The following is a 14,183-nucleotide window of genomic DNA, read 5'->3' as shown; positions in this document are numbered from 1 at the left end:
TCGTGCCGGTCGCTACGCCCGGCTAGTGGTTGCGAAGCATGTCGATGAGCTCGTCCTTCTTCTTGCCCGAGTAGCCGGACAGGCCCAGCTCCTTGGCCCGGTCGCGCAGCTCGTCGACGGTGCGGTCCTCGTAGTTCTCCGCCGTGCCGCCGCGGTGACCGACCGCGCCCTTGCCCTCAGCTGCGGCGGCGTTCGAGATCCGTGCCGCCTTCTCCTTCGATGCGCCGTCGTCACGGAGCCCTTCGTACATGTCGGGGTTCTTGATCGACGACGGCGTGTCCTTGCGTGGCATGTCATCTCCTTCTTGTCGTGACGTACCTGCTCGCGGACCAGTCAGGACAGCGTCAGAACACCGGGCGCCCGCCGGTGACCCCGAGCACGGTGCCGCTCACGTAGCTCGCCTCGTCGGAGGCGAGGAACACGAACGCGGCGGCGACCTCGATCGGCTGGCCCGGCCGCCCCAGCGGGGTGTCGGCGCCGAAGCCCTCCACCTTCTCCTCGCCGAACGTCGAGGGGATCAGCGGGGTCCAGATCGGTCCGGGGGCGACGGCGTTGACGCGGATGCCCTTCGACCCGAGGTCCGAGGCCAGGTTGACCATGAGGTTGTTGAGCGCCGCCTTCGTCGACGCGTAGTCGAGCAGCGGCTCGCTGGGCTCGAAGGCCTGGATCGAGGTGGTGATCGCGATGCTCGAGCCCGGCTTGAGGTGCTTCACCGCGGCCTTGATGAGCCAGAACGTCGCGAAGACGTTCGTGGCGTAGACCCGCTCGAGCTGTTCCGCGCTGAACGCCTCGATGCCGCCGTTCGTCCCCATCTGGAAGGCGGCGTTCGACACCACGGTGTCGAGGCCACCGAGCGCGGCCACCGCATCCTCGACCAGCTTGACGTTGGCCTCCTCGCTGCGCTGGTCGGTGGGGAGCAGCACGCACCGGCGACCGGCCTCGGTGACCGCCCGCTCGACCTCGGCTGCGTCCTGCTCCTCCTCCGGGAGGAACGCGATGGCGACGTCGGCGCCCTCCTTGGCGAAGGCGATCGCCGCGGCCCGGCCGATGCCGGAGTCACCACCGCTGATCAGAGCACGCTTGCCCTCCATGCGGCCTCGCCCGGTCCAGCTGGTCTCGCCGTGGTCGGGGACCGGGTCCATGTCCTGGGTGCGGCCTGGCCACTCCTGGGTCTGGGCCGGAACGTTGGTGGGTCGCGAGCTGTCGGTGCTCATGTCAGTCCTTCCGTAGGGGTGGGCTGGTGCGTGAGGTCACCGACGCCGGTGACGTCAGTGACAACAGGGATGTCGATCGTGAGCCCGGTGGGCGGTTGCCGGCGGAGCCGTCGAACCTCCTCCACGGCGCCCTGGACGGCGGTGGCGGCGGTGACGCAGGCACGCGCGCCGAGCAGCACGTCGGTGGCCAGCTGCGGCTCGGCGTCGACGAGGTGCTCGGCCGCCTCCAGCGTCGACATGTGCCCGATGACGCAGGCGTCCCAGGCCTCGGCCGTGGCCGCGGGGAGGCCGTGCGTGCGCAGGGCGTCGCCGGTCACGAACCGGCCGGCGGCTGCGAGCGCGTCGGCCGCGGCGAGCCACCCGAGCGCCGCAGCTCGCGACGAGCGGTGCGACACCAGGTGGTCGAGCACGGCGATCCGCCAGAGCGCGGGGCCGGGCAGAGCGTCGAGGTTGGCGCCGGTGCTGTCCGCGAGGTCGAGACCGCGCAGCACCGCCGCGAGCGCCTCGCGCTCGTCGTCGACGTCGTCGTCCGAGGGTGCCACCGCCACGGTTCGCGCGAGCAGGCGCCGTGGCGCCCCGGCCAGCGAGGGCAGCAGGCTGGCGCGCGCGTCTCGCTCGCGCAGCCGCTGCACCGCCGTGAGCGCCACCTCGATCTCGAGAACACCCTCACCGAAGCCGCAGGCAAGGGCGGACTGCGAGGGAGCGGACGCCCGGGCAGCCATGGCGATCACCTGCCTGACGACCGCGTAGCCCGTCGCGCGCGGGTGGGGCTCGTCCGCGTCCGCCAGTCGCTCCAGCCCCCGCCGAACCGGCCCGCTCAGGGTCCACCGCGCGGTGGCGAGCAACGGGTGTCCGTCCCAGCCGTCGTCGACCCCCTCGAGACCGCGGCGGCGCAGCTCGGCGAGGTAGACGAGTGCGAGCGCGGCGTCCTCACCGGAGCGCCACCACGGCGCGTCCTTGGCGGGCGACCAGAGCTCGGTGATGTGGCTGCTGGCCAGGATGTCGGCGTCGCGTGTGGGGGGCCCGGTCAGGAGCGTGCGCAGCGCGCCGGAGATGGGTCCGCGTGGTCGCGGCAGCGGTGTCGGGTGCGTGCGCCGTGGTCGGGCGGTGGCACCGCCCGCGCCGACGTCAGCCGAGTTGATCGAGAGCATCGTCCGTCCTTTGAGGACTCGCGTCCTCCTCGACGTCCGCGCCACGGTCTCGAGCGCTTACAGGAGCAGTCTGCACCACCGAGCCGATTCTCGTCCACCTGGCCAGCGGTGATCCCGCTGGTCAGGTCCCGATCAGCGCGACTGCCCGGCGTGGCGGCCCTCGGCGACCTCCTCGACCAGCTTGGCGTTGAAGGCGGGCAGGTCGTCAGGGGTGCGGCTGGAGACCAGACCCTGATCGACGACCACCTCCTCGTCGACCCACTCGGCTCCGGCGTTCTGCAGGTCGGTGCGCAGGCTCGGGTAGCTGGTGATGCGGCGGCCGCGGAGCGCGTCCGCGTCGGTGAGGATCCAGGCCCCGTGGCAGATGACCGCGACCGGCTTGTGCTGGTCGAAGAACGCCCCGGCGAGAGCGACGGCGGCGGCGTCCATGCGGAGGTGGTCGGCGTTCACGACACCTCCGGGAAGCACGAGCGCGTCGAAGTCGCCGGCATCGGCCGCACCGGTGCTGAGGTCGACGGCCTGCGTGTGGCCGTTCTTCCCTTCGACGCTGCCCTCCTTCGGGCTGACGAGCGTGGCGGTCGCGCCCTCCTCCACCACCGCCTGCCACGGGCTGGTGAGCTCGGAGTCCTCGAAGCCGTCGGTGAGCAGGAACGCCACCTTCGCGTTGTCGAGCTGTCCCATGATCGGTTCTCCTCCTCGGTGTCGGGGTCGTCTCGACCCTAACCCGAGAGCACATGCGGGGCACGGCGGATGACGGCGCCACCGCCGCGGATGTTCGACCGCCGGGAACAACTTCGCGGGCGATGCGCGTTGGCGGGTGAGGAGCTCCGTCCCGGCTAACGAAGGCGTACCGATGTCCACTGACGACTATGACGTGATCGTGATCGGTGCCGGCCCCGTCGGGGAGAACGTCGCGGACCGCGCCGTCCAGGGCGGTCTGACCGCGATCATCGTGGAGAGCGAGCTCGTCGGTGGGGAGTGCACGTACTGGGCGTGCATGCCGTCGAAGGCGCTGCTGCGCCCGGCCCAGGCGTTGCGCGCGGCGCAGCACGTCGCGGGCGCTGCGGAGGCCGTCACCGGAACGCTCGACGTGGGCGCGGTGCTCGCCCGCCGCAACTCCTTCACCAGCGACTGGTCCGACGCCGGACAGGTCGGCTGGCTCGACTCCGCCGGGATCGCCCTCGCCCGCGGGCACGGGCGGCTCACCGGCGTTCGGGAGGTCACGGTCACGGCCGAGGACGGCACGACGCGGGTGCTGCGGGCGCGCCACGCCGTCGCGGTCAGCACCGGCACGGACGCGGCGATGCCGCCGATCGCCGGGATCCACGAGGTCTCGCCCTGGACGAGCCGCGAGGCCACGAGCGCCCAGGAGATCCCGGAGTCGCTGGCCATCATCGGGGGTGGCGTCGTCGGGGTCGAGATGGCGACCGCCTACGCGGCGCTGGGCGCCACCGTGACCATGATCGCTCGCCACGGTCTGCTCGGCACCATGGAGCCGTTCGCGGGCGAGCGGGTTGAGGCGACGCTGCGCGAGGCCGGTGTCGATGTGCGCACGAACACCGACGCGACCAGCGCCCGGCGCGAGGGCAGCGAGGTCAGGCTCACGCTCGTCGACGGCTCCGAGGTGATCGCGCAGGAGGTGCTCGTCGCCACCGGCCGCACACCCCGCAGCGCCGATCTCGGGCTGGAGATCGTGGGGCTCACGCCGGGGGAGTACATCCGGACCGATGACACGCTGCGCGTTCCAGGGATCGACTGGCTGTACGCCGTCGGCGACGTGAACGGCCGGGCGCTGCTCACCCACCAGGGCAAGTATCAGGCTCGGGCCGCCGGTGACGTGATCGCCGCACGCGCCCGCGGCGAGCAGGTGCACGAGGCGGACTGGGGTCGTCACGTCGCCACAGCCGACCACGCCACCGTGCCGCAGGTCGTCTTCGCCGACCCGGAGGTGGCCTCGGTCGGCCTCACCGCGAAGGCAGCGGCCGATGCGGGGTACCGGACCCGGGTGATCGACCAGGACATGAGCACGGTCGCGGGCGCCGGCCTGCGCCAGGACGACTACCAGGGTCAGGCCCGCATGGTGATCGACACCGAGCGAGACGTCCTCCTCGGCGTCACGTTCGTCGGACCCGACGTCGCCGACCTGCTGCATGCGGCGACCTTCGCGGTCGTGGGGGAGGTCCCCCTCGCCCGGCTCTGGCACGCGGTGCCCGCCTACCCGACGGTCAGCGAGATCTGGCTACGACTGCTGGAGGCCGCCGGCCGCGACACCGCATGACCCGACCTCCGGGTCGGGGACCCGTACCGCACGAATCTCGTTCGAGGAGACACGTCATGAAGGCTGTACTCGCAGGAACCGTCATCGCCCAGGCCGAGGAGCACGATCTGATCTCGATCGAGGGCAACTGGTACTTCCCGCTCACCTCCGTCACACCCGACACGCTCGTCGAGAGCTCGACCCCGTACACGTGCCCGTGGAAGGGTGAGGCGCAGTACTACTCCCTCCGGGTCGACGGCGAGGTGTACCCCGACCACGCATGGGGCTACCCGAACCCCTATCCGACGGCGTTCGAGCGGCTCGGCAAGGACATCTCGGGTCACGTAGCCTTCGACCCCGCGGTGGAGGTCAGCCCATAGCCCGCCCCGGACCCGACCGACCGGAGACCAGCCGATGATCGAGTTCCGTTCTGTCGCCAAACGCTTCCCGGACGGCACCGTCGCGGTCGACGACTTCAGCCTCGTGCTGCCCTCGCGCCAGACGACGGTGTTCGTCGGGTCGTCCGGGTGCGGCAAGACGACGCTGCTCCGGATGATCAACCGCATGGTCGAGCCGAGCAGCGGCGAGGTGGAGATCGACGGCGAGAGCGTGCTCGGCAAGGACCCGGTCGCGCTGCGCCGCAGCATCGGCTATGTCATGCAGAACTCCGGGCTGATGCCGCACTTCACCGTGATCGACAACGTGGCCACCGTGCTGCGGCTGGTCGGCGTCCAGAAGCGTGCCGCGCACGAGCGTGCGCGCGAGCTGCTGGAGGTCGTCGGGCTCGACCTGGCGCTCGCCGACCGTTATCCGAGCCAGCTCTCGGGCGGGCAGCAGCAGCGCGTCGGCGTGGCTCGAGGGCTGGCCGCCGATCCCAACATCCTGCTCATGGACGAGCCGTTCGGCGCCGTCGACCCGATCGTGCGTGCCGACCTCCAGCAGGAGCTCATCCGGTTGCAACGGGACCTGGACAAGACCGTCGTGTTCGTCACGCACGACATCGACGAGGCGTTCCTGCTGGGGGACCAGGTGGTGATCCTCGACAAGGGCGCACGCGTGATCCAGGTCGGCAGCCCCAGCGAGATCATCGACAACCCTGCCGACGAGTTCGTCTCGGCGTTCATCGGGGTGGAGCGCGGACGGCGCGCGCTGAGGATCAAGGAGACACCGCACGGTCGGGTCCTGGTCGACTCCGAGGGCCGTACGCAGGGGGCGCTCGTCGAGGACGGCGGGTGAGATGAGCTGGGTCCTCGACAACGTCGACCTCATCCTGCAGCTGGCGGTCGTGCACCTGCGTCAGTGCGTGATCGCGATCCTGCTCGGGTCGTTGATCGCGCTGCCGCTGGGGTGGGTCGCGTGGCGGTACCGGCTGGTGCGCGGTCCGGTGATCGTGCTGACCGGGCTGCTGTACACGATCCCCTCGCTCGCGCTGCTGATCCTCATGCCCGCGGTGCTGGGGTACTCGGCGATCAGCGAGACGAACCTCGTGGTCGCGCTGACCATCTACGCCGTCGCGATCCTGGTGCGTTCGGTCGCCGACGGTCTCGACTCGGTCGACGCCGCCGTGCGGCAGGCGGCCACGGCGATGGGCTACGGCGGCTTCCGCCGCTTCTGGACGGTGGACCTGCCGCTCGCCGGCCCGGTGATCCTGGCCGGGCTGCGGGTCGCCGCGGTGAGCACGATCTCGCTGGCCACGGTCGGCATCCTCATCGGCGTCACGAACCTCGGGTACCTGTTCGAGAACGGGCTGCAGCGCCGCATCGTGGCCGAGGTGCTCGCGGGGGTGCTCGCCGTCGTCGTGATCGCGCTGGTGATCGACCTGCTGCTGATGCTCGCCGGGCGCGCGATCATGCCATGGACGAGGGCGAGCACGAACGCCACCGCACGCCGCGTGCGGCTGCCGGTGCGGGCGGCCGCATGAACCTGTTCGCCCAGGCCTTCGCCTGGTTGTTCGCGCCCGAGCGCATGGAGGGCACGTATGCGCTGCCGACCCTGCTCGGGCAGCACCTGCTCTACACGGTGATCTCCGTCCTGATCGCCGCGGCGATCGCGGTGCCCGCCGGCTGGGCGATCGGGCACACCGGTCGCGGCCGCGAGGTCGCCGTCGGCATCTCGGGCGCTGCGCGCGCCGTGCCGTCGTTCGGCCTGATGGTGCTGCTCGTGCTCGTGCTCGGGGTGCTGCGGATCCCCGAGGCCGCCGTCGTCACCTTCGTGCTGCTGGCGATCCCGTCGCTGCTGGCCGGCGCCTACACCGGGATCGAGGCGGTCGACCGCCACGTGATCGACGCCGCCCGGGCCATGGGGATGACCGAGTGGCAGGTGTTCTGGAAGGTCGAGATGCGGCTCGGGCTGCCGCTGCTCGTCGGCGGGATCCGCGCGGCGACGCTGCAGGTGATCGCCACCGTCACCATCGCGGCCTACGTGAACCTCGGCGGGCTGGGCTGGCCGATCATCCAGGGGATCCCGCTGCGCCGCTTCGAGCAGGTGCTCGGCGGTGCGATCCTCGTCGCGCTCCTCGCCCTCCTGGTCGACCTGCTGCTGGCCCTCGCCCAGCGCATGGCCGTGCCCACCGGCCTGCGGACCTCCTCCCGCGACCGATCCACCGCATCCGTTCCCGCATCCAGCTGAACCCCACCGAGAGGAACACCATGTCCATCGCACGCCCCACGCGCCGCACCCTGACCGCCGGGGTCGCGCTTGCCGCGGCCCTGGCGCTCGCAGGATGCTCGAGCGACAACCCGCTCGAGACCCCGTCGGACGAGACGTCCGACGGCGGGAGCGAGACCATCGTCATCGGCTCGCAGGCCTACTACTCGAACGAGATCGTCGCGGAGATCTACGCGCAGGCGCTGGAGGCCGCGGGGCACTCCGTGGAGCGCCAGTTCAGCATCGGGCAGCGCGACGCGTACATGCCGGAGATCGAGTCGGGGGCGATCGACCTGTTCCCCGAGTACACGGGCAACCTGCTGGAGTTCCTCGACCCGGAGACCACCGCGACCAGCCCGGAGGACGTCTTCGCCGCGCTGCAGGAGGTGCTGCCCGAGGGGCTCACCGCGCTCGACTACGCGGAGGCGTCCGATCAGGACACCTACACCGTGCTGTCCTCCTTCGCCGAGGAGAACGGCCTCGTCACGATCGGTGACCTGGCCGGCGTCGAGGGCGAGCTCGTGATCGGCGCCGCGCCCGAGTTCGAGGAGCGACCGTACGGACCGGCGGCCGCGGCAGAGGTCTACGGCGTCGAGCTGACCTTCTCCGCGACCGGCCCCACCACGCTGGACTCGCTGCTGGCCGGCGAGATCCAGGTCGCCGACATCTACTCGGCCGACCCCGCGTTCGACACCGGCGAGATCGTGGCGCTCGAGGACCCGGAGAACCTGATCCTGTCCTCGAACATCGTCCCGATCGCCTCGAGCGACATCGCCGAGGAGATCGCTGAGGTCATCGATCCCATCAGCGCCGCGCTCACGGCCGAGGCGCTCGTCGGCCTGAACGTGCAGAGCACGGTCGAGCAGGTCTCGACGCCGGAGATCGCCACGTCGTGGCTGGAGGAGAACGGCCTGCTCTGAGCGGCCGCGACGAGGCGGACGGCTAGCCGCGCCGCCCGCCCTCGTCGGGCCGGTGCCCCGCCTGAATCACCGCCAGGTAGGCGCCGGCCAGCGCCTCGGCGACCGCCTCGGGGTCGCCGAGGTATCCGCTGACCATCGCACCGTCGCGCAGCATCATCAGCTGCCCGGCAACCGCGGGCGCATCCGCGACGCCGGCCTTGGCGGCGAGGTCGAGGAAGGCGTCGTGCGTCCAGCGGCGGTGCGAGTCCACGACCAGCCGGACCGGGTGCTCGGTGTCGGGGTACTCGGCCGCGGCGTTGATGAACGGGCAACCGCGAAAGCCGGGCCGGCAGCTCGCCTCGCCGATACCCGAGGCGATCGCACGGAGCGCCTCGACTGCGTCGTGCCCCTCGCGGGCCTGCGCGACGGCACCGCGTTCCCAGGCCGCCCGCCGCTCGAGGTAGGCCACGACGAGCTCGTCCTTCGTACGGAAGTGGCGGTAGAAGGTGACCTTCGTGATGCCCACCGACTCGATGATGCGATCCGCGCTCGTGCTGCGGATGCCGGCGGCGTAGAACAGCTCGGCTGCGGCGTCGAGAATGCGCTCACGCGTCGCCGCACCACCTCGGCGCCTGCCGTCCTGGCTCGATTCCTCGAGGTCCACGCGTTCCTCCGTCTCGTCGCCCGGGCCGGCGCCCGAGCGCGTCGTTCCCTCAGGTAGACGTACTAGTAACACTATAGCCCGTCGCATACCCGGGCGGCGCTCCCCGGTGTCCGCGGCGAGCCGGCCGCCTGCTCGGGCACCACGACGTCGGGCCCGATCTGTGCTTGGCTCAGCCGGAACGAGGAGAGGAACCCCATGGACGCGTTCGATCTCACCGCCCTGGCCCACGACATGATCGACGAGGCGCGTGCCAGCACCGCCCGCCGCAGCGGCCGCACCATCCACGGCGGCCGTGACCACCACCTGCGCCAGACCATGGTCGCGCTCGCCGAGGGCGGCGAGCTGGCCGAGCACGAGAGCCCGGGCGAGGCGACGCTGCAGGTCCTGGTCGGCCGCGTCGTGCTGACCGGAGGTGAGGTGACCTGGGAGAGCGGCCCCGGCGGCTACCTGGTCATCCCGCCCGTGCGACACCGGCTCGACGCGCTGGAGGACGCCGCGGTCCTTCTCACCGTGGCGGTGCGGACCCGCGGCGACTGACACCGGCGCCGGGCGCGGTGCTCTCCCCAGGCCGCGGTCCTGACGCCGGGATCCGCCGTGCCGTTCTCAGTCGTCGCTGCGGGCGCGGTCGTCGACGTAGGTCAGCACCTCAGGATCGCCGGTGGTCAGCTGCTCGACCTCCTCGCCTGCCGTGCAGGTGCGCAGCGAGATCGTGAGCTCGCCGGCAGGGGAGTGGCGCAGGATCGCCCACGTCCCACCACTGAACTCCCAACGCACCAGTGCGGCAAGGGCCGACGACGGCGCGTTCGCCTCGTCCGGCATCGCCGATCCTCCCCGGGTCGGGTCGGGTCGGCTGCGCTCAGACGACCCCGAGGGACAGCATCGCATCGGCGACCTTGGTGAAGCCAGCGATGTTCGCTCCGGTGACGTAGTCGCCAGGGCTGCCGTACTCGTCGGCGGTCGTGAGGCAGCTGGCGTGGATGCCGCGCATGATCTGTGCGAGGCGGTCCTGGGTGTGCTCGAACGTCCAGGAGTCGCGCGAGGCGTTCTGCTGCATCTCCAGGGCGCTCGTCGCGACACCTCCGGCGTTCGCCGCCTTGCCGGGGCCGAAGCCGACACCGGCCTCGGTCAGCAGTCGTACGGCCTCGGGGGTGGTCGGCATGTTCGCGCCCTCGGCGACGATCGTGACGCCGTTGCTCAGCAGGGTGCGAGCGTGCTGCTCGTCGAGCTCGTTCTGGGTCGCGCACGGCAGGGCGATCCGGCACGGGACCTCCCACACCGAGCCGCCCTCGACGTACCGGGCGCCGCTGCCGGCGCTCTCGGCGTACTCGTGCAGCCGTGCCCGGCGCACCTGCTTGACCTCGTTCAACAGCTCCAGGTCGATGCCGCGCTCGTCGACCACGTAACCGCTCGAGTCCGAGCAGGCCACCACGGTGCCGCCCAGCTCGTGGACCTTGGCGATCGCGTGGTGGGCCACGTTGCCCGAGCCCGACACCACCACGCGCGCGCCCTCGAAGTCCTCGCCGCGGCTGCGCAGCATCTCCTCCACGAAGAACACCAGACCGTACCCGGTGGCCTCGGGGCGGACCTGCGACCCGCCCCAGCTCAGCCCCTTGCCGGTCAGCACGCCGGACTCGTACCGGTTGGTGATCCGCTTGTACTGGCCGAACAAGTAACCGATCTCGCGGCCGCCCACGCCGATGTCACCAGCCGGGACGTCGGTGTACTCGCCGATGTGACGGTAGAGCTCCGTCATGAAGGACTGGCAGAACCGCATCACCTCCGCGTCGCTGCGGCCCTTGGGGTCGAAGTCGGAGCCACCCTTGCCGCCACCGATGGGCATCCCGGTCAGGGAGTTCTTGAAGATCTGCTCGAACCCGAGGAACTTGACGATGCCGAGGTAGACGCTCGGGTGGAAGCGCAGCCCGCCCTTGTAGGGCCCGAGGGCCGAGTTGAACTCGACGCGGAGGCCCCGGTTGATCTGCACGGTGCCCTGGTCGTCGACCCACGGCACCCGGAAGATGATCTGCCGCTCCGGTTCGCACAGACGGCGGATGATCCCGCCGTCGGTGTACTGGGGGTGCTTGCTGACCACCGGGCCGAGGCTGCTGAGCACCTCGTGGACGGCCTGGTGGAACTCCTGCTCGCCGGGGTTGCGTCGCAGCACCTCCTCGAAGGTCGGGCGCAGGCGGGTGTCGAGCTCGGGCACGGATGCTCCTCGGTGGTGGTTCGGGTGCCGCGACGGGCGCGGCGACCTCAGGTCGGGGGAATCAGCGGAAGCGCTGCACGGCGAGCGGTGCCGCCGCCGCGAGCTCCTTGAGCGACTCGTGCTCCGGGTCGTCGAGGATCGTGCTCAACGGGCCGGATGCCACGATCGTGCCGTCGGCCATCGCGTGGACGGTCGGGCACAGACGCTCGACGAGCTCCAGGTCGTGCGACGCCAGCAGCACCCCGACCCCGAGCGAGGCGATCAGGTCGCCGAGGTGGCGGGCCATCGCGCCGCGGCTGTGGGGGTCGAGCGCCGTCAGCGGCTCGTCGAGCAGCAGGATCTCCGGTCGGGTCGCGAGGGCGGCCGCCAGGGCGACGCGCTGACGCTCCCCGCCCGAGAGGGTGAGCATGGGGCGACGGCCTGCGTCGTCGTCGAGACCGACGGCCGCGAACATCTCCTCGACCGGGGTGGCATGACTGCGGCCACCGCGGCGGGCGATCTTCATCGCCTCGCGGATCCGGCGCTCCGCCGTCAGGCGCGGGTCGGAGACCGTCATGGAGTACTGCGAGACCGCGCGCACCCGGGCGTTGAACTCCGCCTTGCTCTTCAGACGCAGGCGGGCGACCGGGCGCCCGTCGAAGGTCACGGTGCCCCGCGGCACCTTCAGCTGACCGGCCAGTGCTGCGATCAGGCTGGTCTTGCCCACGCCGGAGGGGCCGATCAGCCCGACCGGCGCGGCGCCCGACGAGAGCTCGATGCTCAGTCCGTCGAAGATGTAGCCGTCACCGTAGGTGAGGTACAGGTCGGTCGCCTTGAGGCTGGGCACATTCACTCCTCGGCACGGCGGGGTCACCCCGTGCTCTGCTGGTCAGGTTCGCTGGTCTGGGCGCGGCCACGCAGGGGCGGACCCGGACCTGCTCACGGTACCTGCCGTTGCGACGTGAGCGCGCTGGCCGTTCTTCTTGTGGACGCCAGCCCCTCGCGCTCGTGTATCACGCGATGACCGAGCTGCTCCTTCCGGTTGCGAGCGCCGGTCCCGGCGTCGCGTGTCGGTCGCCCGGCCGGCCGACAAGAGGGAAGGGGAGGGTCATGAAGCGCACCGTCGCCTGGGTTCTCGGCCTGCTGCTCGGCGTCGTGCTGATCGCACACCCGCCGGTGCGGCACCGGCTCACGCCGCACCGTACTGCGGCATCTTCTGGGGTTCGCTCGCCAAGACCGACCCCGGCTACGGCTACCAGGCCTCGCTGCTCGACGCCCGCGCCGGGCAGCATGCCTGCTACGACCGGCTCGTTCTCGACGTCCGCGGCGAGATCGACGGCTACGACGTGCGCTACGTCCCGATGGTCTACGCCGACGGCTCCGGGTTCGCGGTCCCGGTCGCGGGTGGCGCCGACCTGCAGGTCGTGGTCCGGGTCCCCATCGTCGACGACGCCGGGCACGTCACCTTCCGGCCCGCCAGTACGAGCCGGGTCGTGGACGTCGGCGGGTTCCGCACGTTCGACCAGGTCGCGCTCGCAGGCTCCTTCGAGGGGCAGACGACGATCGCGCTCGGGGTCAGGGCGCGGCTCCCGTTCCGGGTGTTCGTCCTCGACGGCCCCGGCGACCACACCCGCCTCGTCATCGACGTCGCCCACCGCTGGTAGCACCGGGTCAGGCGACCGAGCTCTGCAGCACCTGCTCAGCGGTGAGATCGACCTGGCGGCCGTCGTCGAGGTACAGGGTCAGGCTGACGCCGGCGCTGAAGCCGTCCTCGCTCAGGCCAGGTGCCCACACCGCGAAGAACCCGTCGGTGACGGTCGCCTGGACCGACCCGACGTCGGGCACGTGGGCGACGACGTCGCGCACTTGCGTACCGACCTGCCCGTACATCATCAGCACCAGGCCGTCGATCCGGCTCCCGCTCATCGCGCCCATGGCGCCGCCGGCGATGCCGTCGACGGGGACGTCTGCGGTGGCGACAGCCGGGCCCAGCGATCCCGCGGACCCGTGACCCCCCCACGGCAGCAGCCCGCCGTCGTGCACGAGGCAGTCCATCGACCAGCCTGCGCCCGAGAGCACGGTGTAGGTGAACTCGCCGCGCCGCTCGGCGAGCACCAGGTCGACCTGCTCGATCGCCGCCACGCCGGGCATCCCCTCCACAGGGGCACCCTCGTTGCTCTCCATCCACCAGTCGCGGCAGAAGGACTCCGCGGCGGCGATGTCCCCGGCGCTCGCTGCCGCGGGGACGTCGGTCCAGCTCCCGTAGGCATCGCCGCCCCAGAGGTTGGGCGTCAGCACCAGCCCGACCGTCACGGCAGCCGCTGCCGCCGCCAGGACGGGCCACCCACGGCGGCGCGGCAGCGGGGTCGCCGTCGCCGGAGCGGTGGGCTCGGCGGTGATCTGCCGCAGGAGCTCCTGTGCGTTTCCGCTGCGGTGCGCGTCCGGGTCGGGGGCTCCCGCCGGGTCGAGGGGGGCGAGTGCGCGCAGGTCGTCGTCGAGGGTGTCGTTCATGAGGGGCTCCCGTCGGTCCGGGGCTGCGTGCTCGTCACGTGCGCAGCGAGTGTGGTGAGGGACTGGGGCTCGGCGAGCGCGGCCCGCAGCCGCCGCCGGGCACGATGCAGCCGCACCCCGAACGCGTTCGCGGAGATGCCGAGCACCTCCGCCGCCTGCGCGAGGGTCAGGCCGTCCCACGCGACCAGCGCCAGGCACTCCTGGTCGCTGCCGGCCAGCCGGGCGAACGCCCGCCCCAGATCGATACGGGCGTCGACGGCGGAGCTCGGGTCCGCCCGTGGCTCGCCCTCAAGGGTGGCCTGGTCGATACCCGCCCAGGTGACCATCCGTGCATCCTTGCGACGCCGGTTCGCCATCAGCTTGCGAGCGGTGCCGAACAACCAGGCGCGAGCCTCGCCGTCGTCCTGCGGTACGTCGGGAAGACGCCGCCAGGCGATGAGGAAGGTGTCGGCGACGACGTCGTCGCCATCGGTGATGCGGCGTCGGACGAATCGGCACAGGTCGTCGTAGGCGACGGCGAACAGGTGGCTGAAGCGCGCCTCGGCCGCGGCATCGGTCACGGCTGCTCCAGGTCTGTCGTCAGGAAGGGTGAGCACGACCTCCCCATGTCACCCGCCGGCGGGTTCTTACCGCCGAACTGGGCGTCGCAGGCAGGT

General features: G+C 71.5%; 18 protein-coding genes. 8 read left to right on the top strand and 10 right to left on the bottom strand.

All coding sequences use genetic code 11. The features are described from left to right. Positions 1-22: 22 nt before the first annotated feature. From GPA04_RS18965 to GPA04_RS18950, 4 genes are all read right to left on the bottom strand, one after another. Positions 23-292, bottom strand: a complete 270-nt coding sequence (locus GPA04_RS18965; RefSeq protein WP_156225780.1) for a DUF7218 family protein — start codon at positions 290-292, stop codon at positions 23-25. A 52-nt stretch (positions 293-344) separates the two neighbouring features. Then, positions 345-1,214 (bottom strand): SDR family oxidoreductase, encoded by an 870-nt coding sequence (locus GPA04_RS18960; protein ID WP_156225779.1) that lies wholly within the window; start codon positions 1,212-1,214, stop codon positions 345-347. After that, entirely contained in the window at positions 1,211-2,365 is a 1,155-nt protein-coding gene (locus tag GPA04_RS18955) for a hypothetical protein (RefSeq protein WP_156225778.1), read from the bottom strand. The genes GPA04_RS18960 and GPA04_RS18955 overlap by 4 nt, the downstream gene beginning before the upstream one ends. Positions 2,366-2,497: 132 nt before the next feature. Continuing rightward, the gene (locus GPA04_RS18950) at positions 2,498-3,046 is read right to left on the bottom strand and encodes a type 1 glutamine amidotransferase domain-containing protein (protein ID WP_156225777.1); all 549 of its coding nucleotides are present in this window, start codon (positions 3,044-3,046) and stop codon (positions 2,498-2,500) included. A 172-nt stretch (positions 3,047-3,218) separates the two neighbouring features. Between GPA04_RS18950 and GPA04_RS18945 the strand changes: the two genes are divergently transcribed. The 6 genes from GPA04_RS18945 to GPA04_RS18920 are packed head-to-tail and all read left to right on the top strand — an operon-like array spanning position 3,219 to position 8,188. Then, positions 3,219-4,643 (top strand): dihydrolipoyl dehydrogenase family protein, encoded by a 1,425-nt coding sequence (locus GPA04_RS18945; protein WP_156225776.1) that lies wholly within the window; start codon positions 3,219-3,221, stop codon positions 4,641-4,643. Continuing rightward, positions 4,640-5,002, top strand: a complete 363-nt coding sequence (locus GPA04_RS18940) for a DUF427 domain-containing protein (protein WP_494546207.1) — start codon at positions 4,640-4,642, stop codon at positions 5,000-5,002. The genes GPA04_RS18945 and GPA04_RS18940 overlap by 4 nt, the downstream gene beginning before the upstream one ends. Before the next feature lie 34 nt (positions 5,003-5,036). After that, entirely contained in the window at positions 5,037-5,858 is an 822-nt protein-coding gene (locus GPA04_RS18935) for an ABC transporter ATP-binding protein (protein WP_156225774.1), read from the top strand. 1 nt (position 5,859) lies between these two features. Beyond that, positions 5,860-6,543 (top strand): ABC transporter permease, encoded by a 684-nt coding sequence (locus GPA04_RS18930; protein ID WP_156225773.1) that lies wholly within the window; start codon positions 5,860-5,862, stop codon positions 6,541-6,543. Next, positions 6,540-7,250, top strand: coding sequence for an ABC transporter permease (locus GPA04_RS18925; protein ID WP_156225772.1), 711 nt, complete (start codon positions 6,540-6,542; stop codon positions 7,248-7,250). The genes GPA04_RS18930 and GPA04_RS18925 overlap by 4 nt, the downstream gene beginning before the upstream one ends. A 20-nt stretch (positions 7,251-7,270) precedes the next feature. After that, complete coding sequence (locus GPA04_RS18920) at positions 7,271-8,188, top strand: ABC transporter substrate-binding protein (RefSeq protein ID WP_156225771.1); 918 nt, start codon at positions 7,271-7,273, stop codon at positions 8,186-8,188. A gap of 22 nt (positions 8,189-8,210) precedes the next feature. Here the strand turns inward: GPA04_RS18920 and GPA04_RS18915 are convergent, their stop codons facing one another. Then, the gene (locus GPA04_RS18915; protein ID WP_241680920.1) at positions 8,211-8,831 is read right to left on the bottom strand and encodes a TetR/AcrR family transcriptional regulator; all 621 of its coding nucleotides are present in this window, start codon (positions 8,829-8,831) and stop codon (positions 8,211-8,213) included. 195 nt (positions 8,832-9,026) lie between these two features. On the opposite strand from GPA04_RS18915, the gene GPA04_RS18910 reads away from it, so the two are divergent. After that, entirely contained in the window at positions 9,027-9,368 is a 342-nt protein-coding gene (locus GPA04_RS18910; RefSeq protein ID WP_156225769.1) for a cupin domain-containing protein, read from the top strand. Between the two features lie 66 nt (positions 9,369-9,434). On the opposite strand, the gene GPA04_RS18905 is transcribed toward GPA04_RS18910, so the two are convergent. The 3 genes from GPA04_RS18905 to GPA04_RS18895 form a co-directional block, all read right to left on the bottom strand. After that, complete coding sequence (locus tag GPA04_RS18905) at positions 9,435-9,650, bottom strand: hypothetical protein (RefSeq protein WP_156225768.1); 216 nt, start codon at positions 9,648-9,650, stop codon at positions 9,435-9,437. A gap of 37 nt (positions 9,651-9,687) precedes the next feature. After that, positions 9,688-11,037: an NADP-specific glutamate dehydrogenase gene (gene gdhA, locus GPA04_RS18900; protein WP_156225767.1), complete on the bottom strand. Its 1,350-nt coding sequence runs from the start codon at positions 11,035-11,037 to the stop codon at positions 9,688-9,690. Between the two features lie 61 nt (positions 11,038-11,098). Continuing rightward, positions 11,099-11,863, bottom strand: coding sequence for an ABC transporter ATP-binding protein (locus GPA04_RS18895; protein WP_241680919.1), 765 nt, complete (start codon positions 11,861-11,863; stop codon positions 11,099-11,101). 220 nt (positions 11,864-12,083) lie between these two features. Between GPA04_RS18895 and GPA04_RS18890 the strand changes: the two genes are divergently transcribed. Continuing rightward, positions 12,084-12,680 carry an AMIN-like domain-containing (lipo)protein gene (locus GPA04_RS18890; protein ID WP_241680918.1) on the top strand — a complete coding sequence of 199 codons (597 nt, stop codon included), beginning with the start codon at positions 12,084-12,086 and terminating at the stop codon, positions 12,678-12,680. Between the two features lie 7 nt (positions 12,681-12,687). On the opposite strand, the gene GPA04_RS18885 is transcribed toward GPA04_RS18890, so the two are convergent. Together GPA04_RS18885 and GPA04_RS18880 are read right to left on the bottom strand one after the other, a co-directional pair. After that, complete coding sequence (locus tag GPA04_RS18885) at positions 12,688-13,527, bottom strand: hypothetical protein (RefSeq protein WP_156225765.1); 840 nt, start codon at positions 13,525-13,527, stop codon at positions 12,688-12,690. Then, a complete protein-coding gene (locus GPA04_RS18880; protein ID WP_156225764.1) occupies positions 13,524-14,087 on the bottom strand; it encodes an RNA polymerase sigma factor in 564 nt (187 codons plus the stop codon). Before GPA04_RS18880 ends, GPA04_RS18885 begins: the two co-directional genes overlap by 4 nt. Between the last annotated feature and the right edge of the window lie 96 nt (positions 14,088-14,183).

Origin of the sequence: Pseudactinotalea suaedae, from assembly GCF_009733815.1 — a bacterium.
GTDB lineage: Bacteria > Actinomycetota > Actinomycetes > Actinomycetales > Beutenbergiaceae > Pseudactinotalea > Pseudactinotalea suaedae.
The sequence above is the reverse complement of the archived record's forward strand: the minus strand, read 5'-3'. Positions and strand labels throughout refer to the sequence as shown.